At 37.7% G+C, this 26,559-nt stretch carries 20 protein-coding genes and 1 rRNA gene; 10 read left to right on the forward strand and 11 right to left on the reverse strand.

What is annotated here, in order from left to right; all coding sequences use genetic code 11:
• Positions 1–125: 125 nt before the first annotated feature.
• Positions 126–1,433 carry an anthranilate synthase component I family protein gene (locus tag QPK98_RS14560; RefSeq protein ID WP_310994199.1) on the reverse strand — a complete coding sequence of 436 codons (1,308 nt, stop codon included), beginning with the start codon at positions 1,431–1,433 and terminating at the stop codon, positions 126–128.
• Entirely contained in the window at positions 1,421–1,975 is a 555-nt protein-coding gene (locus tag QPK98_RS14565; protein WP_310994200.1) for an NADPH-dependent FMN reductase, read from the reverse strand. The genes QPK98_RS14560 and QPK98_RS14565 overlap by 13 nt, the downstream gene beginning before the upstream one ends.
• A 352-nt stretch (positions 1,976–2,327) precedes the next feature.
• Here QPK98_RS14565 and QPK98_RS14570 point away from each other — a divergent pair, with 352 nt between their 5' ends.
• The 3 genes from QPK98_RS14570 (at position 2,328) to QPK98_RS14580 (ending at position 5,277) form a co-directional block, all read left to right on the forward strand.
• Entirely contained in the window at positions 2,328–2,861 is a 534-nt protein-coding gene (locus tag QPK98_RS14570) for an RNA polymerase sigma factor (protein WP_310994201.1), read from the forward strand.
• Between the two features lie 5 nt (positions 2,862–2,866).
• Positions 2,867–3,661, forward strand: a complete 795-nt coding sequence (locus QPK98_RS14575) for an anti-sigma factor (protein ID WP_310994202.1) — start codon at positions 2,867–2,869, stop codon at positions 3,659–3,661.
• 410 nt (positions 3,662–4,071) lie between these two features.
• Entirely contained in the window at positions 4,072–5,277 is a 1,206-nt protein-coding gene (locus tag QPK98_RS14580; protein ID WP_310994203.1) for an LETM1-related biofilm-associated protein, read from the forward strand.
• A gap of 73 nt (positions 5,278–5,350) precedes the next feature.
• On the opposite strand, the gene QPK98_RS14585 is transcribed toward QPK98_RS14580, so the two are convergent.
• The 8 genes from QPK98_RS14585 to QPK98_RS14620 form a co-directional block, all read right to left on the reverse strand.
• On the reverse strand, positions 5,351–6,106 hold the full coding sequence (locus QPK98_RS14585; protein WP_310994204.1) for a LytR/AlgR family response regulator transcription factor: 756 nt from the start codon (positions 6,104–6,106) through the stop codon (positions 5,351–5,353).
• Positions 6,107–6,187: 81 nt separating this feature from the next.
• Positions 6,188–6,496, reverse strand: coding sequence for a 2TM domain-containing protein (locus tag QPK98_RS14590; RefSeq protein WP_310994205.1), 309 nt, complete (start codon positions 6,494–6,496; stop codon positions 6,188–6,190).
• Positions 6,497–6,506: 10 nt separating this feature from the next.
• Positions 6,507–6,815 (reverse strand): 2TM domain-containing protein, encoded by a 309-nt coding sequence (locus QPK98_RS14595; protein WP_310994206.1) that lies wholly within the window; start codon positions 6,813–6,815, stop codon positions 6,507–6,509.
• A gap of 98 nt (positions 6,816–6,913) precedes the next feature.
• Positions 6,914–8,242, reverse strand: coding sequence for a 2TM domain-containing protein (locus tag QPK98_RS14600; protein ID WP_310994207.1), 1,329 nt, complete (start codon positions 8,240–8,242; stop codon positions 6,914–6,916).
• A gap of 74 nt (positions 8,243–8,316) precedes the next feature.
• A complete protein-coding gene (locus QPK98_RS14605) occupies positions 8,317–8,982 on the reverse strand; it encodes a hypothetical protein (protein ID WP_310994208.1) in 666 nt (221 codons plus the stop codon).
• Positions 8,983–9,131: 149 nt separating this feature from the next.
• Positions 9,132–11,285, reverse strand: a complete 2,154-nt coding sequence (locus QPK98_RS14610) for a TonB-dependent receptor (RefSeq protein ID WP_310994209.1) — start codon at positions 11,283–11,285, stop codon at positions 9,132–9,134.
• A 371-nt stretch (positions 11,286–11,656) separates the two neighbouring features.
• Positions 11,657–12,397, reverse strand: a complete 741-nt coding sequence (locus tag QPK98_RS14615) for a hypothetical protein (protein ID WP_310994210.1) — start codon at positions 12,395–12,397, stop codon at positions 11,657–11,659.
• 284 nt (positions 12,398–12,681) lie between these two features.
• Positions 12,682–13,731: a WD40/YVTN/BNR-like repeat-containing protein gene (locus tag QPK98_RS14620; protein WP_310994211.1), complete on the reverse strand. Its 1,050-nt coding sequence runs from the start codon at positions 13,729–13,731 to the stop codon at positions 12,682–12,684.
• 363 nt (positions 13,732–14,094) lie between these two features.
• Here QPK98_RS14620 and QPK98_RS14625 point away from each other — a divergent pair, with 363 nt between their 5' ends.
• The 7 genes from QPK98_RS14625 (at position 14,095) to QPK98_RS14655 (ending at position 25,556) form a co-directional block, all read left to right on the forward strand.
• Positions 14,095–15,312 carry an RsmB/NOP family class I SAM-dependent RNA methyltransferase gene (locus QPK98_RS14625; RefSeq protein ID WP_310994212.1) on the forward strand — a complete coding sequence of 406 codons (1,218 nt, stop codon included), beginning with the start codon at positions 14,095–14,097 and terminating at the stop codon, positions 15,310–15,312.
• 194 nt (positions 15,313–15,506) lie between these two features.
• Positions 15,507–19,217: a phosphoribosylformylglycinamidine synthase gene (purL, locus tag QPK98_RS14630; protein ID WP_310994213.1), complete on the forward strand. Its 3,711-nt coding sequence runs from the start codon at positions 15,507–15,509 to the stop codon at positions 19,215–19,217.
• A gap of 137 nt (positions 19,218–19,354) precedes the next feature.
• Entirely contained in the window at positions 19,355–21,136 is a 1,782-nt protein-coding gene (locus QPK98_RS14635; protein ID WP_310994214.1) for an AMP-dependent synthetase/ligase, read from the forward strand.
• 274 nt (positions 21,137–21,410) lie between these two features.
• Positions 21,411–21,737 (forward strand): DMT family transporter, encoded by a 327-nt coding sequence (locus QPK98_RS14640; protein WP_310994215.1) that lies wholly within the window; start codon positions 21,411–21,413, stop codon positions 21,735–21,737.
• 236 nt (positions 21,738–21,973) lie between these two features.
• The gene (locus QPK98_RS14645) at positions 21,974–22,396 is read left to right on the forward strand and encodes a UPF0158 family protein (RefSeq protein ID WP_310994216.1); all 423 of its coding nucleotides are present in this window, start codon (positions 21,974–21,976) and stop codon (positions 22,394–22,396) included.
• A gap of 69 nt (positions 22,397–22,465) precedes the next feature.
• Entirely contained in the window at positions 22,466–23,875 is a 1,410-nt protein-coding gene (mnmE, locus tag QPK98_RS14650; RefSeq protein ID WP_310994217.1) for a tRNA uridine-5-carboxymethylaminomethyl(34) synthesis GTPase MnmE, read from the forward strand.
• Between the two features lie 748 nt (positions 23,876–24,623).
• Positions 24,624–25,556, forward strand: coding sequence for a T9SS type A sorting domain-containing protein (locus QPK98_RS14655; protein ID WP_310994218.1), 933 nt, complete (start codon positions 24,624–24,626; stop codon positions 25,554–25,556).
• Positions 25,557–26,263: 707 nt separating this feature from the next.
• Here QPK98_RS14655 and rrf read toward each other — a convergent pair.
• A 5S ribosomal RNA gene (gene rrf, locus QPK98_RS14660) occupies positions 26,264–26,373 on the reverse strand.
• Positions 26,374–26,559 lie beyond the last annotated feature (186 nt).

Genomic DNA, 26,559 nt, shown 5'->3' on the forward strand with positions numbered 1-26,559 from the left:
TTCCACAACATTGATAATAGCATCAAATATATGCATTTATAAGTTAAAATACTAATAAACATAAAACATTAGCTTAAACACTAATAAATATAACCTATAAGCTTAAGCACTAATACAATTCAGGTTTAATCGGCAGTATCTTTGTTTAAGGCCTGTCGCATTGCTTTTGCCTTTAATAGACACTCGTTATATTCATTTTCGGGAATGGAGTTAACCGTAATGGCACTACCCACAGAAAAACTGACATACTCCGTTTCAGCGTTATACAAAATACTACGTATAACAACATTAAAATCGAAATCGCCCGAAGGGGTAAAGTATCCAATCGCCCCACTGTATAGTCCGCGTTTGGCATCTTCCATTTCTTCAATTATTTGCATTGCTGAAATTTTTGGCGCCCCCGTCATGCTGCCCATAGGAAAAGTATTTCGCAACACCTCAGCGCTAGAAAAGTTAGGAGATACAGCACACGAGATAGTAGAGATCATTTGATGCACCTGTTCAAAAGTATAAACCTTACAAAGCTCTTCCACTTTTACGCTTCCCTTTATTGCAAACCGCGAAAGATCATTCCGCACCAGGTCTACAATCATTATATTTTCACTACGCTCTTTAGGATCTTTAGCCAGTTGTTGAGCCATTTTAATGTCAGCCTCCTTTTTGGGCAAGCGTTTTGCCGTACCTTTTATGGGCTGCGAGATAATTTTATTGCCAATTTTCCTTAAATAACGCTCTGGCGAGGCCGAAAGTGCATAGTGCTCTTCCAATTTCATAAATACTGAAAAAGGAGGGGTTGAAATTTTGTTGAGATGAAAAAAAGTGGCTAAGGGATCTATCTGCGTTGCTTCAGAATAAAACTCCTTACACAGGTTGGCCTCATAAATATCGCCGCGTTTAATATGCTCTAGTAAGCGGTTTACTTTTTGGATGTAGCGTTCTTTTGAAGTTCTAACTTTAATGTCAATCGTTTTTGAAACCACTGTGTCTTTGGGCTTGTAGCTAATCTCAGAAATTGCTTTTAAATCTTCTTCTATTTCATCTGAAACCATATTGAGGTAATGCACCTCAAGACTTCCTTCGGAAAAAAGAAATATTTTTTGGGGCTGAAAGAAATATAAGTCAGAAGAATTTAAACCGTCAAAGTTTTTAGAAGTCAGATTTTCAAGGTCGTTTTTAAGATCGTAGGAAAGGTAGCCAAAAATCCAATCTGCAGTAGTTTCCTGATACTCTCTTAACTTGTCAAAAGCACTGTGGGAGTCAGTTTTTAAGCTTGTAAAAGCATCAACCGCCAAAATTGCCTGATAGGTTCCATGGTTTTGCGCATGCTGGTTGCTATCTAGCCATACAACTTCTGTAAACTGCTGTGCCCACGACAGAAACTGACTTTTCGTATCCTCAGTTAAGGTAAAAGAAATATTTTTTACTGTACGCATTCCTGTCCTATTTGATGTGCAAAGTTTTGAAGAACGTCAGTAAAGCCCAATAATAATACTTGGTTGGAAATTGTTTGCGAATCCTCTGAAAAATTGAGTGCAAAGGAAGGGAAACTAAAACTTTCAACAATATTGGCTCCGTATTTTGGCAGAATATAATTCATATATTCCAGAGCTCCTGCCCCACCGCGCTTCCCTGTAGAGGTACTCATAAGCAATACTTTCTTTTCTAATAAAAACTTTCTGTCAAGCCTAGAAAGCCAGTCTAAGGTGTTTTTAAAAAAAGCTGAAATGCTTCCGTTGTGCTCGTTGACCGAAACAATAAGGGCATCGGCTTCCTGAATTTTTATATTGAGTGCTTTTAGGTTTTCGGGAAAGCCTTCTTCGCGCTCCATATCTACGCTAAAAAATGGTAACCCATAATCTGTTAGCTTAATTACTTCCGCAGTATGCCCATTAATTTGTGAAGCTGCATAACGCACAAGTTTATGGTTAATTGACGTGGTACTGTTGCTGCCTGCAAAGACAAGAATTTTTTTCATTTGCCAAAGTTATTAAAAAAACACAAGTTAAATATTCTGGTACATTAGTGTCCGATTAAAAGAGTGAGAAAATTTGTTGAGTCACAGATAATAGGCAATTAGAATATTTTTATTTAATGACAGCATGCTATTATACTTAGCATCAAAATTTATCAATTAAAAAGTATGTTTAATCAATTTTATCTAGTTTTCAATCTATTAAAAAGCAAGTCTTACGTCTTTCAGCGCAGCGGCCTTATATCTTAGTCGGACACGACTAATTCTGGTATAAAATGATTATCCTTCCAATTGTAGGTAGGTATTTCAATAAACTTGTACATTAATTTCTTACATTTACTTTCAAAAAAAGCGAATGGAACAACCCGATGATCTCATCATTGCCATGCAAAATGGAGATGAAAAAGCCTTTTCCCGTTTATATACCATGTATGGCGAAGCTATCTTCGGAATAGTTTACAGCATCGTTTTAGACGAAAAAATAGCCGAGGAAGTACTGCAGGACGTATTTATTAAAGTTTGGAACAATGCCAAGCGCTATTCTGTTAAAAAGGGACGGTTTTTTACTTGGCTTTTAAATATTGCACGAAATACTGCAATTGATAAAACGCGTTCCAAAGCCTTTAAAAACTCGAGAAAAAACCTCAGCACGACAAACTTCGTAGATATATTGTCCTCCTCTGATAGTTTAAATAAGAAAACGAACGCAATTGGAATCAAGAAGTTTATTGACGCCCTTTATCCGGCCTGCATTAAGATTATTGATCTTTTATATTTTAAAGGTTATACGCAAGTTGAGGCTTCAAAAACCTTAGAAATACCCTTAGGTACATTAAAAACACGAAACAGAACCTGTATTAAAGATTTACGGGTAATGATATTAGGATAGAAAATATGACCCCCGAAGAAATTATAGAATCAGGAAAACTAGAAATGTACGTCTGCGGCGCACTGCCACCAGATGAGGCATTGGAGGTGGAAGATGCAATTGAAACCTATCCAGAACTTAAAAGCGAAATAGAGCAAATAGAAAAGTCGCTGTTGAATTTGGCTGAAACCGTATCGCCAAGCTTACAGGCAATGACGTGGACCTATATTCTCAATAAAATTAGAGGTGTAGAAAACGCTGACAATGGAAAGGTACGTAAACTCAACTGGGCAGCAATTACGGGTTGGGCGGCCGCCATTTTGTTTATGGGTGGTATTATGTGGATGTTGAAAGAAAACAATGACATTAGCAATGCCTTAAAAGTTACCACTACAAAGAATTCCGTTTTAGAGGAAGAAAAAAACACCGCTGAAGATCAATTAGCCGCGACCACTAAAGTACTAGAGGTATTACGGTCTAAAGATTATCAAGTATACACCTTACCGGGAAACCAAGCCGTAGCACCAGAAGCATTTGCTAAAGTATATTTAAACAAACGTGAAAACGTAGCGTATATTGACACTAAGGGTCTGCCAACTCCGCCACGCGGAAAAGTTTACCAGGTTTGGTCTCTTAAAATGGAGCCTTTAACCCCAACGAGTATGGGTTTAATTTCGGCAGATAGTGAAGCTGGTACAGATATTTATAAATTTATGGATTTCCCAGTGCCTGAAGCTTTCGGAATTACCCTAGAACCCGAGGGAGGTAGCGAAACGCCTACACTGTCACAACTATATATTCTTGGCGCGATAAGCTCCTAAATATTACACTAAAAAAGTATTTAAAAGCCTAAACCTATGTTTGGGCTTTTTTGTTTAAAAAAGCGCCCACCACAATGGCAGACGCTTTAACTAACAAAAAAACTCTAAAAAACCGATATTAAACCGGTTTTTAAAATCTATCAACTTCTTGATAGATAACCAACCTCACTGATATTTACGTAAACATTAGCGTATTGGTTTTTTAATGAGTTGAAGTTTATCAAATTATCTGCTACAATTTGCCGGCAACCATGAGTTTTTTTGATTTATAAAATCAATACAGTTAGCAGAATAACCAGCTGATTTTGGTTTAAATTATTTAATTTTACGTTCTTAATTCGGTTAGAAAAGTTCAGAACATGCCGCACTGCGTATTTGTTTTTTACTTTTAAAAACAAGCATAGAAAAACATGAATCCTTCGGCATCAGATTGGATCTTAAAATATTTAAACCTCTTTAAAAAAGAAGAGCTAATTGGTATTTTCAAAAATGAACATAGCTTTTATGAAAGTTTAAAGCAAACCGGTTTTCTTTATGGGGTTTCGGTAACGACAATGACCAACAAGTCGCTGGGGAGTTTAGAGTTAACCACAGAGGAGCTCACAAAGGTTAACCTGTTTCACGCGCTGCTTTTTCAGTTTTTTCAAAACCAGCCAGAAGCTAATTTCAACGAAGCGATTACAGACATCCTTGCGTTTTACCGGGATATTGAAAGAGGAAAAACAGGGTTCTTTTATAAATTTTCAATTGTCCAAAGCCCATCGAATGCCTTGGAGCATATTTTAGCGGCACGGTTAAATGGCCCTAACTCCTTATTTAAGAAAAACACCGTTTCGCAACTTACCTATTCGCTATTGTTTTTAGACCTGCTAGTGTATAAGCAATGGCAAAAAGATCCAAATTCTGCCAAAACATATTATGCTCAAAAGGAAAAAAATGTTCTAACAGCTTGTTTTTATACCTTGAAGTCTAAAAGGAATAAAACCAAGTACGACCATTTATTAATCGAACTTTTTGAATCATCAGCAACCTATTTAATTGATGAAACCGAGGCAGGTGCAGCCACTTTTCTAGAAAGTCTAAACTATTTGGATCCTGAGAGTTTTTCTTTGGAAAAAAATTATATGTTAGACCTGTGCTGCCTTGTAGTTTGGGAAGATCTTCTGTTAGACGATTCCGAACATCAGTTTTTACAGCAATTACTAGTAACTTTAAACTTCACTTTAGATGAGTTGCCGAAACACCTTGATGCTCTAAAAACATTTGCAGAAAACCACACCAAGGAAGTTCTTCATTTAGAATATTCAAATCCGATGCAGCAGTTTTACAAGCAATCTTCAGCTACGGTAAAGCTCTTAATAATTCGAAATAAACACCGCCTAACCCAAGAATTGGAAGAAAGTAGCGAACTGATTCTACTTTTAAGACAATCAACCATGCGCGAATTGAAACCTGAGGAAAAGGTAAAAGTAAGAGAGCAGCTGTTAGACATCTGTAAAACCATTCCGTCGCTAACAATTTTCTTGCTTCCAGGAGGCACGGTTCTTCTGCCGCTTTTGGTGAAATTTATTCCAAAGCTCTTACCGTCATCATTTCAGGATAATAGAATTAATTAATTGTTTAAAAAGTTTATCCTCAGTAAACAAAGCAGAACCTTAAACTTACATTTTACAGCTAAGGCCTTAAATCTTACTCCAACCAAAGTTTAAAATCCTTTACTCGTTCACGCGCTACAATTATCGATTCATCTTTATAGGTGTTAACTTTCAATTGAAGCCGGGCGTTTGTATAAGAAACAATGTCTTTTATAAAATTGATATTGACATAAAACTTCCGGTTCACCCTAAAAAAGGTTTCTGGAGCTAGTTCTTGTTCCAATTGCTCTAAGGTGGTATCTAAAAGGTAATCACGATTCTCTGTAGTATGGGCATAAGTTCCCTTATTTTGGGAATAAAAACACTCAATTTCATCTACCGAAATCATTTTTATATGTTGCCCTATTTTAGTCGTAAATCGCTTTTTATACTCGCGTTCTATTGGGTTTACGAGCATTTTTTTAATATCCTCAAAATTGAGCTGCACATTTTTAGGGGTAGGTTTAAACGATCTGTATTTTTTAACGGCAGCTTGTAGTTCCTCTTCGTCAATAGGTTTTAACAAATAGTCTATGCTGTTTAACTTAAAAGCTTGAAGCGCATATTCATCAAAAGCCGTTGTAAAAATAATGGCGCTGTTTACTTCAACTTGATCAAAAATTTCAAAGGAAAGTCCGTCACTCAATTGAATATCCAAAAAAATTAAATCGGGGTGCTCATTATTCTGAAACCAAGAAACAGCTTCCGCAACACTGTGAAGCATTTGGTTTACATTAACTTCCTGCTTTTCCAACATACGCTGAAGATAGCGCGCTGAAGGTCTTTCGTCTTCAATGATTAATACGTTCATAAATTTGTTGATTCAGCGTCCACAATTCGTTAATTTATGGAATTCTTATTGTTTGTGTTTTGATAAGTTTTTATTGATTTTTTAATGTTGGTCTTTCTCTAAAACTTGCTTTATTTTCTTTTCCTCCCAGCGCGCTAAAAAATTGTTTTTTACATGCATCACAAAGAAAACATAAATGCCATGCCATATCAAACCTATTCCCCAGAAAGCTGCAGTTATGTAATTGGTCCAATTTGAAAAATCTATCGCTTTAGCGTTAAAAACATTTGCCGCCATTAGTATAACTCCAACATTAATAACGACATAAATCACCAAGTGGCTGTAAAAACTTTTTAGAGCTTCCACTTTTTTCTTTGCCTTTAAATATTTTAAGCTTCGCTTTGTCTCCATCTGCTTCATTTTAAAAATGATTGTTGTTTTCTCGGTCGTCATCGTCATCCATAAACTCTTTTATCTTTCGCTCCTCCCAGTCTTTCCCAACAAAAAAACTCCAATTAAACACATTCATTGCTTGAAATAAAAGGCCAATTCCCCAACCAAAGGCTGCCCATAAAAACCAAGGGTTCCGAAACTGGTTTGTATAATAATTTAGGCCAGCAAGTGCCGCTATAAAAATAATGTACATCATAAGGTTAGTGTAAAACCCCTTTATGCGTTCCACTCGTTTTTTTGCACGCAAGTATCTATTATCTTCTTTGTCTATTTCCATTTTGCTTGTTTTGTATGTGTTTATTAAAGGTAACCAATATTCAATTCGATAAAAAAATCTGATTCCTGAACCGTAATTTTAGATGGTTGAATTGTATTTTATTCATCTTTATCCATCAATTCCCTGATTTTTCGCTCCTCCCAGTTTTTTCCGAAGAAGGGATTGTAATTAAACGTTTCTGAAGCATGGCCAATAACTCCAAAACCCCAGCCGAAAATAGGAAACAAGGCCCAAGGGAATCCTGTACGTGATAGAAAGTTTAAATAAATAAGTACCGGGATAAAAATGACGTAAATAGTTAAGTGTACATAAAACCACTTGAGTTTCTCTACCTTCTTTTTAGCAAGCGTATATTTTTTTTCTGAAATAAATGTCTCAGAGGCATTCATAACTTCAATTTTTTCGGTTAGAATAGGAATTGCTATTCTAAAGTTATTTTCACTTTTTTCTACAAGTACCGGACGTTTCGTTAAAAGCGCATATCTATCTCGAATGTTCTGTAAACCAACGCCTGTGCTTTCCTTTAAAACCTGCTTTGGCTGTAAATTATTCGTCACGATTAGATTTCCGTTTTCTTCTGAAATGGTTATATGAAGCTGTTTAGATGGCATTACCTGGTTGTGTTTTACCGCGTTTTCCAACAAAAGCTGAAGCGATAACGGCACCACCTTTGCCCGTGGATTTATTAACTGTGAAGGAAGTGAAAAAACAATACTATCCTCAAACCGAACGGCCAAAAGCGACATATAAAGTTTAGCAAAATTCACCTCTTCCTCAAGAGTAACCAGCTCTTTACTTTTCTGCTCCAAAACATACCGATATACTTTTGAAAGTGAAGTGGTAAATCGCGTTGCCGCTTCAGGATTTTCTTCAATTAAACTGGTAAGTACATTCAAGCTGTTAAACAGGAAATGCGGATCTAATTGGTTTTTTAATGCATCAAATTTCGCCGAAGCCGTACCCGCAATTATCTTTTGCTCGGTTACGATGGTTTCCTGTTTGTTTCGGTAATAATAAGCCGCATAAAAAATAGCGGTAACCACCACCGAAATTATAAACCCAACATAATAGAACGCTAATCTTTCAGCTTCTATAAATTCTGAAAAAGTTTTACCTCCTATTATGGTTTCGTTAAAAGCTCGTATAACAAATAAGGCGAGAATGGTAAGCGCAATTCCTCCAACAGCGCCTTTAAGCAGGTTTCTTGGTTTAAAAGCTTGGTTGGGAAACCACTTCAACAAAAACCCAAAATATTGCGCATTGACCATATACAGTACAACCGCATATATCTGGTTGTACATAAACATAGTAAGTATTTCTTTAGTGCTGGAAAAGGTATAGCCGTTTATATACTGGATAATAGCCAAAATGATAAACACCAAGGTTCCAACAAAAAAAGCTTTTCCAAAATCTTTTAAAACACGCATTAAAAATATTTTTATTTAGTGAACAAATTCACGAACACTCATATTATAAGGTTAAGAAATTTATTGTGATCTTATTATTTGCAGTTTTCTGCCTGAACCTGCTTCGCCCGATCTACACTGAATCTTGGGTAGAATTTACCCGCTGGTTTATAGCTTTCAGAAACAGCTAAAGCACGTTGAATCTCTTTACAATATGGATCTAAGGAGCCACCAAAATATTTTGCGCTACCCATGTTCCATTCGGCTTTGGCCATTATCATATGCGGATTATCTGGTGCAAGCGCCAAGGCTTTATCGTAAAGCTCAGTTGCTTTGGCCGAATATTTCATGCCGTATTGTTGCCCGTCATAAACAATCCATGCCGTGTAAAGTTGGGCTTGTAAAACCAGTAAATCTGGGTTTTCTTTAGATATTACCTTCGCATCATTTATGAAGTTTTGGGCTTTATCTAACTGTGCTTTCAACTTGGTACCGTCCTTTTCGGTAAAACTATTAATTATATTTATTTGAGCCACATAATACGGCGGTAACCAGTTTTCGGGTTCTGCCTTGGCAATTCGCTCAAACACATTGGCGGCTTCCCAAGATTTGTCATTCTGCCAGAGCTGCATGGCTTTGGTCATTCCTTTTTCATATTTAGTTTGTTCTGCAACTTTATTGCTTTGGGGCAATGTTTCGGTCTGCGCTTGCATTACAATTGCTGTAAAAATTAAGCTTAGGTAAGTGAGTACGTTCTGCATGATAGTTCTGGTTATTTATGGTTTATATTAAACTTAATTCAAATTTCCTATAAATCTGGTACTAAAACAATTCAGTTATTCCGAAGTGTTGAATTTGGTGACTGAACTGTACTTCTACATCTATTTCAATCAAAATACAGCCACATTCTTTACAGGTTGTCTAACTGGTTATCCTTTCCGTCGTCGCTTATAGTCCAGAAAAAGCCTACAAAAAAGAACTGATCTGCCGCTGGCCGAAGCGCCCTTCTGTCAAAAGTTCCATTTGCATTCGGTGTGTTTGCATATTGGTACCCATTTACATTTTTAATGGCAAGTACGTTGTTTATGGAAGCGTATAGAATTTTTTGCTGCGAAATAAGGTACGCCCAATTTAAACTAAGGCTGTTATAGCTTTTGGTTTTATTCTGAAGAAATCCAGGAGCATTCTTGTTGGTATAAGTACGTCCACTCCCGTATTGATAACTAAAACCTATCTGGCTTCTCCAATTTTCAATCCAATACTTCGCCACGACTGAAAGGTTATGGGTGTTTGCAAAATTTGGAGTTGCCTTAGCGGGGTAGTTTTTATATTGCCGTTCCGTATCCAGATAGGAATAACTTAACCAATAGTCCACATTTTTAATGCTTTCATTATCACGCCAAAATAAATCAATTCCCTGCGCGAAACCTTCACCATTATTTAAAAATTGACTGTTTACATCTGGAAATTCTTCGGCATAGGTTACAAGTTTATTGTATTCCTTTCTGTAAGCCTCTGCTCTGAAAATTCTGTTATTAGCTGCATATTGATAATTAAGAATATAATGCTGCGTATGTTGAGCTTGAAGTTTATTAGTGAACTTTAATACATCTTTATCCGGTTGTTGAAAGAAATCGCCATAGGCCAAAGAAAGTTGACTCTTTTTTCCTGTTTTATAGGCAAAGGAAATTCTAGGAGAAATAGTCAGCTCGTCAAAAAGCGCACTATACCCTCCTCGAACGCCCAGTTTTAAGGCTAGGTTTCGAGAAAAAAGTATATCGGCTTCGGCAAAGGCTGCTGTAATATTATTCTGGTAACCAAGTTTTACTGCAAAATTTGGTTCGGCGTAATTTTCGTTGAAATCGGTCAGGAATTGTTCCACTCCAAAACTCAGTTTAAAATAATTGCTAAACCGTTTTCTTAGCTTCAATTTTAGATGTGCTGAATTTTCCAAGTCTTTGATGTTAGCGGTATCAATTCCTACCCTCGTATTGCCATAGGTATAACTTCCGCCTCCAAAGATTTTCCAATTGATTTTTAACCTTCCGCTGTAGCTCAAGTTTGTATAAAAATTTTGATTGTTAAGTTTAAAGCGCGTTCCTTCGGGTTGGTTGATGTCTTCTTGGGTAAGCTCAAAATTGGAAGTATCAAAAGCCCCATAAACCTTTAAAAGGCCATCTCCAATTTCTTGACGAAAAACGGCTTCCCCCGAGGCGGTTTCAAACGGTTTTTTCCAATCGTTTCTATCGGGGATGAGTGCAATATAAGGCGCAAGGTTTATATACGAAGCATTTACACTCAAGGAGCTACGTTCCCACTTTTTGGTATGTCCTAAGCTCCCGCCAACACTCATAATACCAATATCCGTTTTGTCTTGAGTTGGCTCATCAATGGTATTTAAAAGTAAAACTGAAGAAAGTGCCTGTCCGTATTCTGCGGAGTATCCCCCGGTAGAAAAGGTTATTCCGTCAAAGAGAAACGGACTGTATCTACCGCCCGTTGGCACGTTATTGGCGGTAGGGGAATAAGGCGTAAAAACACGGATGCCATCAATAAAAATTTGTGTTTCACTGGCATCTCCTCCCCGAACAAAGAGCCGGCCATCTTCCGCTACCGTAGTGGTTCCGGGTAGTGTTTGAAGGGCGCCGACAAAATCGCCCACCGCACTTGCCGTGGTTACAATATCTAAGGGTTTTAAAACCGAAATTTTACTGTTATCGCCAGCAGAAAACGAACCTGCCGAAATGGTTACGGTCTCCAAGGAATTTAAATCTTCTTGTAATTGAATTTTGAGGTTCTTCATTTTTGAAACCTCCATATTGAGCTTGGTAGGTTCAAAAGATATGTAAGATACTGCTAAGGTTTGTAGCCCTGTTTCAGCGGTTTCGAAAGAAAAATTTCCGTTTTCATCAGAAGTTCCGCCGTCATAAGCACCTTCAAGATAGATATTTGCCCCAACTATAGGCTGTTCTTTGTTGTCTAGAACCTTTCCAGAAACAATATGCTGTGCAAAAATAAGGCTTGGAAAAACCCCTAATAAAAAAGTAATAACTGAAACTTTCATAGTCTATTGGTTTGATATTCAGTTCAAAGATGAAATTTCGATATAATATTTCAGAATAAAACCAACCCAAGTGTATCTTTTTACTACCCAATTGTAATTTAATTTAAGAAAACTATAATATTGTAAGAAAACCCTTAGTTGTATCTTCGAAGAAAATCATCTAATTGAAACAACATAGAGCCTAAAGGTTGTGTAAAGCACAAGTTGTGATTTCAATTATTTTTGTTCCTTATATTATGCAATTTTAGAAGTTCTAATTGGTTAAAACCGCTTAATAAACCATAAATAAATACACCAAAAAAAATCCTAATATATAAAAAAACCGACCCCAAAGCTGGAGTCGGTCTAGTTATTTAAAAGAATGATATTCTTTAATCAAATAAATCAATCTGATTCTTAATGGTTTCTTTCATGGCTTCGGCCAAGTCTTGGTTGCCATCGGTATCGTTTGGACTAATTTCGATAAGGCCATCGCCGTTTCTATCAACTGCAGTTGAAAGATCAACGCCACTTGTAGGGTCTAAGATGGCGGTTAAGTCAAAATTAATAACGATCCCATTTTGATCATTATAAATTTGACCTTGAGGGCTATCGTCTTCGTCAAATTCCAGTTCCAGCTCTTCCTCAAAATCGTGCCAGAACACAAAAGGAACACCATCTAGGGTACCTTCCATTCTAATACTCTGATTATAGAGATCGCTTTCTGATAATTCATTTTTATCAAATTCAAACTCAATTTCCTCAAGACGACCATTTGGAAGCTCAACAGTAACAATTTCTACTGGTTCTGCGGTTAGCAAGTTAAGTTCAAAAGGTCCTTTTAATTCAATATCATCATCACTATTATAAAAAGAGTCCTCGTCGATAATATCGTCATACTCCAATTCAATTTCATCGATATTCACTGCGAATTTTGAAAGTTCGATCACTGAATTTCCAGCTAAATTGTTTTTATCAGCCGTTGGGGAATAACTAGCTGCGGCAAAAATACCAAGCTGGCCTTTGCCGTTTTCAAGATCTTGTGTGTTGTCATCATCAGATGAACATGCAGTAAATACACCTGCCACAGCAATTGCAAGTAAAGGTGCCTTAAAATTTTTCAATAACTTCATAAGTTTGGGGTTTTATAGAATTAGTAATAATAAGAACGTGCAAGATGTGAAAACCAATATGCACGATAAGCTAATTGTTTCATAAAGTATTGTTGGCAAATGGTTAATTTCAATGTAACAATGCAGTTGAAACGGAGGTTGATTGCAATCAGAAATGCAATCTCCATAGCCGCACACACCGAAGCATTAAAACCCCAGTGCCTTAGCCTATTAAAACAAAGGTTTTAGTCGAGTTATCCTGAAGTGTGTATTATATAGGTAAATGTCAGGAAAAACAATTAAAGTTATTCTTCTTTCTGAAAGACGAGCTTAGAAATCTTTTTATCTCCTGAAGCAAAAGCGATACTGTCGTTTACAAATTCGATGGCATAAAAGCCTTCTTTCGATAATTCGGTCCAATTTTCACCACTATCGTTACTAAAAGAAATCCCTGGTGAGCCAACAGCAACAAGCCCCTGCCCTTTTGTTCCGGGAATATACTTTACTGAAGAACGGTACCCAGGCTCCTTTCCATTGCCTACGAGTTTCCAGGTTTTTCCGCCATTTTTTGTTATGGCCTTATTCCCTTCGTTAAAAGCTTTGTCATTCCAGTTCCCGCCTATAATAACACCGTTTTTGGCATCGTAAAAGTCAATGCTATAAATTCCCGTCATCGCCTTCCCCTGAAGCATAGGCGTATTAAAAACCTCCCAAGATTTGCCCTTATCTGCAGTATGCATAACCCGCGACCTCTTACCGCCGGTAGCCACCCAGGCGTTATCACCAAAAATTGCAATATTAGAATTACTTGCTGCAAAAGCTGCTTCGCCCTTTTCAACAGCTGGTAGATTGTCACACGGTAATTTATTCCATGTTTTGCCACCATCACGAGTTATTATTACCGACATACAGTTATTTATGGGGTCGCCAATGGCAATTCCTTCTTTATCGTTCCAAAACTTCAGGGAATCATAAAAAACATCGGCACTCTTTTCATTATACACCTCATTAATATTAGTAGCCTCAGTACCGTTAAAATCTATTTTATAAAGTACCGCTGGATTGGCTATGCTCAATACAAAAACAGCATCTTTAGTGCTTGCAATAGACCGGAAGTGAAGCAGGGAATCGCCGTATTTAATTACTGCAAGTTTAGGCGTATCGCCATCAATAAGCCCTACTTTCCCCTTATCGGCTGCAAACCAAACCCTATCGGCATCAATAGGCTCTATAGCGCGAATACTCAAGCTATCCACAAATACTGGAGTTATTTTAACCGAATTAAATGCAACCTCAGGACTGTTGCTACAGGAAAGTATGGTAAAGAAACTAAGCAGAAAAATAGTAATTCGCATTGGTAATTTTTTTTGACAAAAGTAACATTTCAAATTATAAAACATAAGCTTCCATATTTTCGATTTCAATTTGAGTTTCGATTTCAATTTCAGAACTCCATCATAGCTATAGTATAACTATCAATAGGAAATTCATATTCTGAGTAAATACTCCAGCAATTTTAGCTTCATAGCACAAAGCTGAAAGATTTTTTTCAATTTCGATTTCAATTTCAGTTTCAATTTCAGTTTCAAAGAGATACCTTTGCAGCCATTAAAGTTTTCTACATATTGAAAACCTTTAATAAAACACGATTAGATTAAAGATTATTTCTGATCCCGACAGCTTTCGGGACGTGTTAAAAACACCCAACACACCTTAAAATGAGACTACACCGAAACCTGGTATTTGCAACAATAGACTCCCTGCACTTGATTTTCAATGAAAACAAACAGGCCGATAAAGTATTAAAAAACACCTTAAAGCGCGATAAGCGTTGGGGTGCAAGAGATAGGGCGTTTATAGCCGAAACCACCTACGACATTGTGCGTTGGAAAAGACTGTATGCCGAAATCGCCGAAGTCCGCGAGCCCTTTGATAGACCTAACTTATTTAGGCTTTTCACGGTTTGGGCAACGCTTAACGGAATTGCAATTCCAGATTGGAAACAGTTTGAAGACACGCCAACTCGGCGTATTAAAGGTAGATTCGATGAACTTTCTAAAATCAGAAAGTTCCGTGAATCGCTTCCAGATTGGCTTGATGAGCTAGGAGCAAAAGAGCTAGGCAAAAAATGGGACAAGGAAATTGCAGCATTAAATCAGTTGGCAGCTGTTGTTTTACGTGTAAACACCTTAAAGACGACGGTTGAGCAGCTTCAAAAAGAACTTGCTGATCTTGACATTGAAACCGAAACCATCCCAGGCTATCCAACTGCCTTAAAATTAAAGGAACGCACAAACGTTTTTATAACCGACGCTTTTAAAAACGGACATTTTGAAGTACAGGATGCTTCTTCACAAAAAGTAGCCGAAATTTTGGATGCAAAACCTGGAATGCGCGTAGTTGACGCCTGCGCAGGTGCCGGCGGAAAAAGCCTTCATATTGCAAGCATGATGGAGAACAAAGGTCTCGTAATTGCAATGGACATCTATGAAAACAAATTGAAGGAACTAAAGCGCCGAGCCAAAAGAAACGGGATTTTTAATATTGAAACCCGGACTATAGACTCCACAAAGGCAATCAAAAAATTAATTGGGAAAGCAGATAAGGTGCTTATCGACGCCCCGTGTTCTGGTTTGGGTGTTTTAAAACGAAACCCCGATTCCAAATGGAAGCTGCAGCCTGAATTTCTAGATAAAATTCGCGATACCCAAAAAGAACTTTTAGATAGCTACTCAAGAATGGTAACGTCAGGCGGCCAGTTAGTTTATGCTACTTGCTCTATTCTTCCGTCAGAAAATGAAAACCAAATAAAAGATTTTCTGAAACGTGAGGAAGGCAAAGATTTCACCTTAGTACGTGAGGAAAAAATATTACCGAGTAAAAGTGGTTTTGATGGATTTTATATCTCGTTGCTACAAAGAAAAGGAAAACAATAAAAGATTACAGATTTTAAGGCTTCGCAATTAGGTTTTCTACTTGTTAAGGATTAGATTCTTCCTCGAATTTATTTTTTCTGATATCGGTATTTTTAGTGAATCAAATATCTCTAAAAATAGCTATCTTTGCACCTTTATTTTACCGAAGCTATTGTTTAGGTGAAGTTTTGTAAAACCAACAAAAATCAGGAAGAATGATTCACTTTTTTGGGAATGAAGAAAACACCGTTTTCGCAGTCCAAGCCCACGGAACTATTTCAGAAGAAAACATACAAAAATTGGTTTGGCTTTTTGGCAACCAACCTAAAATAAAGCAATCCGTCCTGTTGACAAACGCGACGGATTTTTTTATTGGCCCACGTGCTGCTATGGTCACTCCATGGAGTACTAATGCGGTGGAAATCACCCAGAACATGGGGATTACCGGAATACTTAGAATTGAAGAATTTCACCATAGCTCAAATAAATCAGTGGTGTTAGACCCTATGCTATCGCAGAAATTTGAAAAATTAGATCAAGATATTTTTGATATTGATGTTGCCCCAGAATCTATTTTAGAAATAGAAGATATTTCAGAATACAACCAAAAAGAAGGGCTGGCATTAAATGCTGAAGAAGTTGAATATTTAGAAAACCTATCAAATAAAATAGGCCGAAAATTAACCGATAGTGAGGTTTTTGGTTTCAGCCAAGTAAACAGTGAACATTGCCGGCATAAAATATTCAACGGCACATTTGAAATAGACGGCCATGAAATGCCCGAATCGCTATTTAAGCTTATTAAAAAAACTGCTGCTGAAAATCCAAATGATATCGTTTCGGCATATAAAGACAACGTAGCTTTTGTAAAAGGACCAAAAGTAAAACAATGGGCACCAATAAGTGGCGATAAGCCCGATTGGTACGCAGAAAAAGACTTTGATAGTGTAATTTCATTAAAAGCTGAAACGCACAACTTCCCCACAACCGTTGAGCCATTTAATGGTGCTGCTACCGGAAGTGGCGGAGAAATTCGCGACCGTCTTGCCGGCGGAAAAGGCTCATTACCTTTGGCGGGAACAGCGGTTTATATGACCTCCTATTCAAGGCTTGAAGAAAACAGACCTTGGGAAAAACCCATGAAAGAACGCGATTGGTTGTATCAAACTCCTTTAGATATTTTAATAAAGGCCAGTAATGGCGCCTCAGATTTTGGAAACAAATTTGGCCAGCCATTAATCGCTGGGTCAGTTTTAACTTTTGAGCACAACGAATCTGCAGATTCAGAAAACGATGCCTTAGCTGAAAACCGAAAGTTAGGCTATGATAAAGTAATCATGCTGGCGGGCGGTATTGGATACGCCAAAGCCAGCCAAGCCATTAAAGGCAAACCTGTTAAAGACGATAAAATTGTTGTCCTCGGTGGGGAAAATTATAGAATTGGAATGGGCGGCGCTGCGGTTTCTTCTGCCGATACTGGCGAATTCCACAGCGGAATTGAGCTAAACGCTATTCAGCGTAGCAACCCCGAAATGCAAAAACGTGCCGCAAACGCTATCCGTGCAATGGTAGAAAGCGACCAGAACCCTATTGTTTCTATTCACGATCACGGCGCTGGCGGACACCTAAACTGCCTGAGTGAACTGGTTGAAGATACCGGCGGTAGAATTATGCTGGACAAACTTCCTATTGGCGACCCTACGCTATCAGACAAAGAGATTATGGGCAACGAAAGCCAAGAACGAATGGGGCTCATCATTAGCGAGGCTAATATGAAAACCCTTAAAAAAGTAGCCGATCGTGAGCGCTCCCCAATGTACGAAGTTGGCCACGTAACCGGAGACCAACGTTTTTGTTTTGAAAATAAAAAAGGTGAAAAACCCATGGATTTCGCTTTGGAAGATATGTTTGGTAGCTCTCCAAAGACAATAATGAAAGATAAAACCTTAAACAGAAATTATAAAAGTGCTGCTTATGAGGTTTCAAAAGTAAAAGAATACCTAGAGCAGGTGCTTCAATTGGAGGCCGTGGCATGTAAAGATTGGCTTACCAACAAAGTAGATCGTTGTGTTACCGGTCGCGTTGCCAAGCAGCAAACGGCGGGTCCATTACAGCTTCCGTTAAATAATTGCGGCGTTATGGCGCTGGATTATCAAGGTAAGGAAGGCGTTGCCACCTCAATTGGGCATTCTCCATTAACAGCTTTGATTGATCCTGCCGCGGGTTCCAGAAATGCAATTACCGAGGCATTAACAAACATTGTTTGGGCGCCATTAAAAGACGGTCTAAAAAGCGTTTCACTTTCTGCCAACTGGATGTGGCCCTGTAATAACGAAGGCGAAGATGCTAGACTATACGCGGCTGTAAAAGCAGTTTCAGACTTTTCAATTGATTTAGGAATCAATGTTCCCACGGGAAAAGATTCGCTTTCAATGAAGCAGAAGTATAAGGATGATGAAGTGATATCTCCCGGAACTGTAATTATTTCGGCAGCTGGGAATTGTAATGCTATAAAAAAGGTGGTTGAGCCTGTACTTCAGAAAAACGGCGCGAGCATTTATTATATCAACATTTCGCAAGACGAATTTAAACTGGGTGGTTCTTCCTTTGGACAGATTTTAAATTCTATTGGCAATGAAACTCCCGATGTTAAAAATTCAGCATACGTTAAAACTGTTTTTAATGGTTTACAGGAATTAATCAAGGACGATAAAATACTTGCCGGCCATGACATTGCTTCAGGGGGGTTAATTACCACCTTACTAGAAATGTGTTTTGCAGCTGTTAATTTGGGTGCTAGCCTAGATCTTTCTTCCTTAGGCGAAAACGACTTAGTAAAATTACTTTTTGCTGAAAATGCAGGAGTTGTAATTCAAGCTAGTGACGATGATTCAGTTGAAAAATTACTGTCTGAAAAGAATATAGATTTCAAAAAGATAGGAACTGTTTCAGAAAACGAAACACTTCATATAAAAAATAATTCTGAAGATCTTAGCTTCAGCATTCCAGAAATGCGAGATGTTTGGTATAAAACCTCCTATTTGCTAGACCAAAACCAAAGCGGTAAAACATTGGCAAAAGAGCGTTATGAAAACTATAAAAACCAGGAATTAAAGTTTGAATTTCCGAAGAATTTCACAGGAAAACTTCCCACCTCGACTCCGCTTGGCAACCAACGCCCTAAGGCTGCGGTTATTCGGGAAAAAGGAAGTAATAGCGAACGCGAAATGGCGTATATGATGCATCTTGCTGGTTTTGACGTAAAAGATGTGCACATGACTGACCTTATTGAAGGCCGAGAGACTTTGGAAGATATAAAGCTATTAGTAGCGGTTGGTGGTTTTAGCAATAGCGACGTTTTAGGAAGTGCCAAAGGCTGGGCCGGGGCATTTTTATACAATGAAAAAGCGAACAGAGCATTAAAGAATTTCTTCGCGAAAGATGATACGTTATCACTGGGTGTTTGCAATGGATGTCAGCTATTTGTTGAACTAGGATTGCTTAATCCAGACGACGAAGAAAAGCCAAAAATGCTTCATAACGATACTGGTAAGTTTGAATGTGCTTTCACTTCAGTAAAAATTCAGGAGAACAATTCAGTTATGCTATCTTCATTGGCAGGAAGCACTTTAGGAATTTGGTCTGCCCATGGTGAAGGAAAGTTCAGTTTTCCTAAAAAAGAAGCGCACTACAACATTGTTGCGAAATACGGATATGATAAATTGCCCGCAAACCCGAATGGCAGCGATTTTAATACCGCAATGATGACCGATAAAACGGGGCGTCATTTAGTGATGATGCCACACTTAGAACGCTCCACATTCCCTTGGAACTGGGCGCACTACCCTGAAAAAAGAAAAAGCGATGAAGTTTCCCCTTGGGTTGAAGCTTTTGTAAACGCGGAAAAATGGTTAGCGAATAAATAGTAGCTTTTTGTATTTTTATTCAAGAATTATTTAAAAACTTGTATCTTTAAGGAATGGCGTAACAGCGTCATTCCTTTTTCTTTTTAAGAGAATCTAAAATAATTTTGCTATTTTCACTTCCTTAACAAATTCAGATAATGAACGACCCAAAAAGACTCTTCGATTTTCCATACTATCAACTTGAAAAATACCCACAACAAAAAGCCCTCAACACCAAGTATGACGGTAAATGGGTAGCTACTTCAACTAAAGAATATCTAGATAAAGCCAATGCAATTAGTCGCGCCCTATTGCGAATGGACGTAAAGCCCAATGACAAAGTTGCCATAATTTCTTCTACCAATAGAACGGAATGGAACATTTGCGATATCGGAATTATGCAAACTGGAGCCCAGGATGTACCTATTTATCCTACAATTTCAGAGGAAGAATACGAATATGTTTTAAACCATAGCGCGTGTGTATATTGTTTTGTTTCTGATGAGGAAGTCTATAAAAAAGTAATGGCCATAAAGCAGAATGTGCCCTCGTTAAAAGACGTTTTTACTTTTAATACAATTGAAGGTGCCAAAAATTGGAGCGAGGTATTAGAAAAAGGTAAGGACGACAGCAATCAAGAAGAAGTGCAAAAACGCATGGAGGTTATTAACGAAGATGATGTAGCCACCTTAATATATACATCTGGCACCACTGGAAAGCCTAAAGGGGTAATGCTTTCGCATAAAAACATTGCCAGTAACGCCAAGTTTAGTGCGGAACGCCTCCCAATTATTAATGGTAAATCGTCTAGTTTAAGTTTTCTGCCTGTATGCCATGTTTACGAGCGTATGTTACACTATATGTACCAATTTTGCGGTGTTGAGCTTTATTTTGCTGAATCGCTCGATACAATTAGTGAAAACCTAAACGAGGTACATCCAGAAGTGATGACGGCAGTGCCGCGGGTATTAGAAAAAGTTTACGATAAAATCTATTCCAAAGGAGGTGAACTTTCTGGAATTAAAAAGAAGCTTTTCTTTTGGGCGATAGACCTAGGCTTAAAATACGAGCCCTATGGCGCAAACGGCTGGTGGTATGAAACGCAACTGAAACTGGCAAACAAATTGATTTTTAGTAAGTGGCGAGAAGCTTTGGGCGGTAATATTAAGGCTATTGCATCTGGAAGCGCAGCGCTACAACCGCGTTTGGCACGTGTTTTTAATGCGGCTCAAATTCCGGTCATGGAAGGGTATGGTTTAACTGAAACTTCCCCGGTAATCTCGGTGAACGATATGCGCGAAGATGGTTTTAAAATTGGAACCGTTGGAAAACCACTTCGAGAAACCGAAGTAAAAATAGCAGACGATGGTGAAATTTTGGTAAAAGGCCCCCAAGTAATGCTTGGATACTTTAAAAATGAAGAAGAAACTGAAAAAGTTATGGAAGGCGGCTATTTCCATACGGGCGATATAGGCGAATTGGATAGCGAAGGTTTCTTAAAAATTACCGATAGAAAAAAGGAGATGTTTAAAACTAGCGGTGGAAAATACGTAGCCCCACAAACCATCGAGAATATAATGAAACAATCTCGTTTTATAGAACAAATTATGGTTATTGGCGAAGGCGAAAAAATGCCAGCAGCTTTAATTCAGCCAGATTTTGAGTTTATAAAAGACTGGGGCAGCAGAAAAGGAAGGACCATTCCGTCAGATCCTAAGGAAATTGTAAGGAATCAGGCCGTAATAGACCGAATTCAACAAGAAGTAGATTTCTATAACGAACGATTTGGACAGTGGGAAAAAGTTAAGAAATTTGAATTAACGCCCGATGTTTGGAGCATAGAGGACGGACAGCTTACGCCAACCATGAAAATGAAGCGAAAAGTTATTAAAAAGCAATATATTGATCTATACGAGAGAATTTATGAGCATACTTCGTAATAATTGCTCTATGTTGTTTTAAGTGAGTATTTTTTTCAAAAAAATCAAAATTTTAAATACGCTGTTTTGGCCTAGTAAAATTTTACGTAAAAAATGATCCGCGATAGCTATCGGGAGAGTGGAGGGTTAAGCAAACTTGCTCCAGCCGATTGAATTATTTTTATTTTAGATTGATGTACGCCCTATTCAAATTATACACTTTGAATGCCGGCAACAATTATGTGTGTTTAAAAATTCAACAGCTATAAACTCACCACACTTTTAAACATTTGTAATGCATTGGATTCTTTTAATAATCGGCGGCCTCTTTGAAGTTGGTTTCACAGCATGTCTGGGAAAGGCAAATGAAACTTCAGGCATGGAGTCGCGACTTTGGTTTTTAGGTTTTATTTTAAGCTTGGCCATTAGTATGTATTTTCTAATACAAGCAACCAAAACCATCCCCATAGGTACAGGTTATGCCGTCTGGACCGGAATTGGCGCTGTAGGCACCGTTTTGGTTGGCATTTTTTATTTTAACGAACCGGCTACCTTTTGGCGTATCTTTTTTATTGCTACCCTCATTGCCTCAATAGTTGGGCTTAAATTTATTTCATCTTAAAAAACAGCTTGTTTATTCCCACATATTATATGCTGAATTAATTCAAATTAAAGAGTTGGTATAACTACTGCATAGGCATTAGTTGCCGTTAATAAAAAATAGCATTAAAACGCTATAACCAGAATTCAAGCTCTGATAATCATTGCCAGATCAAATTGAAATTATTGCTACCATAGACTCATTTTTGGCGAATATTTTTAATTAAATTTACCCCCTTTAATTCTAACATATTTAATATGAAAACCGAAAAGAATGTCATCCAGGAAATTGCAGACAGTTTATTGTGTGGGATGGTATGCTATTACGAAAAAGCTACGAATACTTTTATTGAAATTCCCGAAGAAGCTGAAGACTTCTTGATGATGGAAGAAGAAAATCCGTGGCAAGAAGTAATTGAGAAGGTTGAAGAGAATGAAGATGATTATATTTTAATTGACCCCATGCATTCCACTCAAGCGTTCAAGGTTATGGAGGAGTTTGCCCGACAAGTAGATTCCCTCAGCGTATCGTCAAAATTATTAGATGCTCTTGACCGACATAACCCATTTCGAAATTTCAAACATTTAATAGAAAACGATTCCGATTATAGAGAAGAATGGTTCAATTTTAGACTTCAAAAAAATATGGCATGGGTAAAAAAGCAAATTGAGCTTGGATAAACCCCATTGTATTGGCAACTTCAAGAAAGATTAAAAATTTTCTCAAACTTAATCTTACCTTTGCAGTCCATGACACACACAGATACCATAGTAGCAATGGCAACCCCTGCGGGTGCCGGCGCAATTGCCGTTATAAGACTTTCAGGGCCTGAAGCTATTGCTATAGCCTCTACTCTATTTGTTTCTATTTCAGGAAAAAAACTTTCAGAACAAAAAACACATACCGTCCACCTTGGGCATATCAAGGATGGCGATAAAGTAGTTGACGAAGTGCTCGCTACTATTTTCAAAAATCCAAATAGCTATACAGGCGAAGACGTGGTGGAAATTTCGTGTCATGGCAGTAGTTATATTCAACAAGAAATAATACAATTATGCCTTCGGAACGGCTGTAGAATGGCCCAAGCGGGTGAGTTTACACTACGAGCATTTCTACACGGTAAAATGGACTTAAGCCAGGCCGAAGCGGTAGCCGATTTAATAGCCAGTGATAGTGCGGCAAGTCATCAATTGGCTATCCAGCAAATGCGTGGTGGGTTTTCTTCGGAAATAAAAAAACTGCGCGAAGAATTATTAAACTTTGCTTCATTAATTGAATTGGAACTCGATTTCTCTGAAGAAGACGTAGAATTCGCAAATAGGGACGATTTCCAAAAACTTATCTCTAGAATAACACAAGTACTTAAACGCTTGATAGATTCCTTTGCTACAGGAAATGTGCTGAAAAACGGAATTCCAGTTGCGATTGTTGGCGAACCCAACGTTGGGAAATCTACACTACTGAATGCGCTTTTAAATGAAGAACGCGCCATTGTAAGCGACATTGCCGGAACCACAAGAGATAGTATTGAAGATGAAATCGTGATTGGCGGCATTGGTTTTCGTTTTATAGATACCGCTGGAATCCGTGAAACCACAGATACCATCGAAGGCATGGGAATCAAGAAAACTTTTGAAAAAATTGAAGCTGCACAGGTGGTGGTTTATTTGTTTGATGCTTCCCCCTCCGCCTTCGGCACCTCCCCCCGAGGGGGAGGATATTCATCTGTTTTATTAGAAATAGAAAAAATTAAAAATAGATATCCGGCCAAAAACCTCATTATTGTTGCAAATAAAATTGATACCCTTTCCGAGGAAGAAGTCTCAGACCTTAAATCCCAAATCCCAAACCTCAAATTACTTTCTGCCAAAACCGGCCAAGGCGTTCACGAACTTCAAGAACAGCTGCTTGATTTTGTAAACACCGGCGCCCTTCGCAATAACGAAACCATCGTCACCAACAGTCGCCATTACGATTCTATGCTAAAAGCACTGGAAGAAATCATTAAAGTGCAGGAAGGAATAGACAATAACCTAAGCGGCGATCTTTTGGCAATAGACATTCGACAAGCGCTGTACTACTTTGGTGAAATTACTGGTGAAATAAGTAACGACGAGCTTTTAGGGAATATTTTTGCTAATTTTTGTATTGGGAAGTAAAGCCTATCCTGACCTTTGACTAAGCCTATAGACGGGTGAATCTAGCAGATGGCATTGCCTTGAAAGAATATTTGCCCAACTAAACGTCTTGTTATTTGCTCCTACGGCAGCAAATTGAGGATAATTAAATATTCGTTGGTGGCTGGGTTTCCTGCTCGTGCAATATATTCCCAATCACAAAATTAAAATGTTATCCGCCATAGTGCCAACCAATTTATTAACGGTAGTTTTTTTGGCCAGTTAGTTGTTCTATAACCACTTGGAATTAATGAGGTAAAAATTATTTGATCATGATTTTTCATTAGTGTCCGATTAAAAGAGTGAGAAAATTTGTTGAGTCACAGATAATAGGCAATTAGAATATTTTTTATTTAATGACAGCATGCTATTATGCTTAGCATCAAAGTTTATCAATTAAAAAGTATGTTTAATCAATTTTATCTAGTTTTCAATCTATTAAAAAGCAAGTCTTACGTCTTATGTCTTTCAGCGCAGCGGTCTTATATCTTAGTCGGACACGACTAATTATTTTTTAATTTTTGGAATAAATTTTCAGCTTCTTGACCTTTCTGTTCTCTGGAAAATCCGAGATGGCCAAGCGGAAAGAAAATTTCTATAAATATACCACAAGTTTATTTGTTTTTTTGGGAACCTATTCTCAGTATTTTAATTATTACAATGAAGCCAAAACACCCCAGTTCTTCTCTTAAATTTGGGTAGTTTTGTCAGAATATTAAAAAATAAAACTATGAAAAAAATTACATTGGCACTTACCCTTATTACTGCCTTCGCTTTTAACCTAAGCGCACAGGAAATATCTTTCGAAATTTCTGAAGGTTACGAATTGGGCAATATATATGGGCAAAATAATTGGGAAACAACAGACAATGAAAATGGAGGCTTTATCGAAAACCAAATTATTACTGATGAACTTGCCAGTAATGGCAATTATTCCTTAAAACTGAATAAAGAACCTGATCTTCCCGGAAAACTGGATCCATATATTGGCGCTTTTTATAATTATTCTGACCCAGTCTCAATGGATGATACTGAATTTTCCGCAGATCTATATTTTTCAGAGCAAGATCCAAACAATTTCAATTTTTTGATGGCGTTGGTTGACATCACTGAGTCTCGTTATAGAACCTATATCAACTTTTTCTTTGATGGTTCCATAAACGTTTTCGTAAAAGGTGGCCCTACGGGTATTCAGGTTGTTTACACCGGGCATAATTGGGAAAAAGAAACTTGGTACAACGTAAAGATTAAAACAGTTGGTGAGGATGTTAAATTCTACATTAATGGCGAAGTAATTTATGAGGGCACTTCCGTTTCTGTGGGGCAGGTAGATCAGTTACGGTTTGTTCACGATAACTACGAAGGCTCGGCATATATAGACAACTTTAAAACCAATTCGCAGCCGTTGGCCATATCCAGTTTTGAAACTACGGAAACCATAAGTCATTTTTACAATAGCGAGGCTAAAATCTTATCCTTAAAATCTAATGACGCCCGTTTTAGCGGAATTTCTATTTTTAATGTTTTAGGGCAAAATGTGCTGAACAAAAACCTATCAAACAGTGCCGAAAACATAAATTTGGAAAGGCTTAATGACGGTGTTTATATTGTAAAGCTCAATATGGCAAATGCTACCAAAACTTTTAAAATTCTAAAGCAGTAGTCTATTGTTCGTGAAATTTTGAAAAAGCGGCCGTTCCAAGGAATAGGTCGCTTTTTTATTGACTAGTTCCGATGGAAAATAGTTTAGCCATCTTAGGGAACAGTTACTGATAAATACTCAGGCATAACCTCAGAGAATTACTAAAGCTTAGCATCTTCCTGCATTTGGTCCTAGTTATGTTCCGCTACGGATTTAAATAATCCAGCTTTTACGAATATTAATAAGTTGTTCTGTTGAATCCACAATTTGACGCTGCAAATAACAGTTTAAGACGCTATTGGTTCCTCAAACTTCTTGATACCACATTCCATCCTGATGCATAGCTTTACTTACGAACAGGAAATCACAAATACTGCATCAAAAAGTAAGACCATTTCTTTCTATCCACTTTATTAGCAAAAGGCTAAATATATAGGCATAATACCCATTGTCCTTTTATCGATTTAATTGGACAAACCGATGGTAATTCAAGTGATTATTATTTAAAAATCGTATCGAGCTATACTATAAGTTCAATTACGACTTGCTGAACATATTCAGCCCGCAACGGATATAATTTTACGCATAAAGATGAGCGATACCGTCCAAAAAAGTGTGTCTGTATAGTAAAAGCAATCATCCCAATTTATAGATTTGAAGCAGTGCTCAATCTTTTTAGGTTTGTCGCAAAAAAAAGACCCAATCAAATACATGATTGGGTCTTTAAAGGAAGGCGGCGACCTACTCTTCCACAAGGATGTAGTACCATCGGCGCAAACGGGCTTAACTTCTCTGTTCGGAATGGTAAGAGGTGAGCCCCGTCGCTATAACCACCTTAGTTTTTCAATTCCTGCAATGTTTTGGATTATTTATTGGTATCCGTTGGCATTGTCTGGAAAAGATCCTCACACTTGCGAGGATAAATATCGTGACATATAGGAAACAAAGTATAGGGGAAAAGTGAATAACGTATTAAAAAGAGTTGCTTTCCCCGCCGAGGCGGGGAAGGCGATGTACATAAGCT

Origin of the sequence: Aequorivita marina, from assembly GCF_031631895.2 — a bacterium.
GTDB classification, from domain to species: domain Bacteria; phylum Bacteroidota; class Bacteroidia; order Flavobacteriales; family Flavobacteriaceae; genus Aequorivita; species Aequorivita marina.

Bases quoted from the DNA above. Each gene is read 5' to 3' on its own strand.
- QPK98_RS14560 (WP_310994199.1), bottom strand. From the start codon at position 1,433: ATGCGTACAGTAAAAAATATTTCTTTTACCTTAACTGAGGATACGAAA.
- QPK98_RS14565 (WP_310994200.1), bottom strand. From the start codon at position 1,975: ATGAAAAAAATTCTTGTCTTTGCAGGCAGCAACAGTACCACGTCAATT.
- QPK98_RS14570 (WP_310994201.1), top strand. From the start codon at position 2,328: ATGGAACAACCCGATGATCTCATCATTGCCATGCAAAATGGAGATGAA.
- QPK98_RS14575 (WP_310994202.1), top strand. From the start codon at position 2,867: ATGACCCCCGAAGAAATTATAGAATCAGGAAAACTAGAAATGTACGTC.
- QPK98_RS14580 (WP_310994203.1), top strand. From the start codon at position 4,072: ATGAATCCTTCGGCATCAGATTGGATCTTAAAATATTTAAACCTCTTT.
- QPK98_RS14585 (WP_310994204.1), bottom strand. From the start codon at position 6,106: ATGAACGTATTAATCATTGAAGACGAAAGACCTTCAGCGCGCTATCTT.
- QPK98_RS14590 (WP_310994205.1), bottom strand. From the start codon at position 6,496: ATGGAGACAAAGCGAAGCTTAAAATATTTAAAGGCAAAGAAAAAAGTG.
- QPK98_RS14595 (WP_310994206.1), bottom strand. From the start codon at position 6,815: ATGGAAATAGACAAAGAAGATAATAGATACTTGCGTGCAAAAAAACGA.
- QPK98_RS14600 (WP_310994207.1), bottom strand. From the start codon at position 8,242: ATGCGTGTTTTAAAAGATTTTGGAAAAGCTTTTTTTGTTGGAACCTTG.
- QPK98_RS14605 (WP_310994208.1), bottom strand. From the start codon at position 8,982: ATGCAGAACGTACTCACTTACCTAAGCTTAATTTTTACAGCAATTGTA.
- QPK98_RS14610 (WP_310994209.1), bottom strand. From the start codon at position 11,285: ATGAAAGTTTCAGTTATTACTTTTTTATTAGGGGTTTTTCCAAGCCTT.
- QPK98_RS14615 (WP_310994210.1), bottom strand. From the start codon at position 12,397: ATGAAGTTATTGAAAAATTTTAAGGCACCTTTACTTGCAATTGCTGTG.
- QPK98_RS14620 (WP_310994211.1), bottom strand. From the start codon at position 13,731: ATGCGAATTACTATTTTTCTGCTTAGTTTCTTTACCATACTTTCCTGT.
- QPK98_RS14625 (WP_310994212.1), top strand. From the start codon at position 14,095: ATGAGACTACACCGAAACCTGGTATTTGCAACAATAGACTCCCTGCAC.
- purL (WP_310994213.1), top strand. From the start codon at position 15,507: ATGATTCACTTTTTTGGGAATGAAGAAAACACCGTTTTCGCAGTCCAA.
- QPK98_RS14635 (WP_310994214.1), top strand. From the start codon at position 19,355: ATGAACGACCCAAAAAGACTCTTCGATTTTCCATACTATCAACTTGAA.
- QPK98_RS14640 (WP_310994215.1), top strand. From the start codon at position 21,411: ATGCATTGGATTCTTTTAATAATCGGCGGCCTCTTTGAAGTTGGTTTC.
- QPK98_RS14645 (WP_310994216.1), top strand. From the start codon at position 21,974: ATGAAAACCGAAAAGAATGTCATCCAGGAAATTGCAGACAGTTTATTG.
- mnmE (WP_310994217.1), top strand. From the start codon at position 22,466: ATGACACACACAGATACCATAGTAGCAATGGCAACCCCTGCGGGTGCC.
- QPK98_RS14655 (WP_310994218.1), top strand. From the start codon at position 24,624: ATGAAAAAAATTACATTGGCACTTACCCTTATTACTGCCTTCGCTTTT.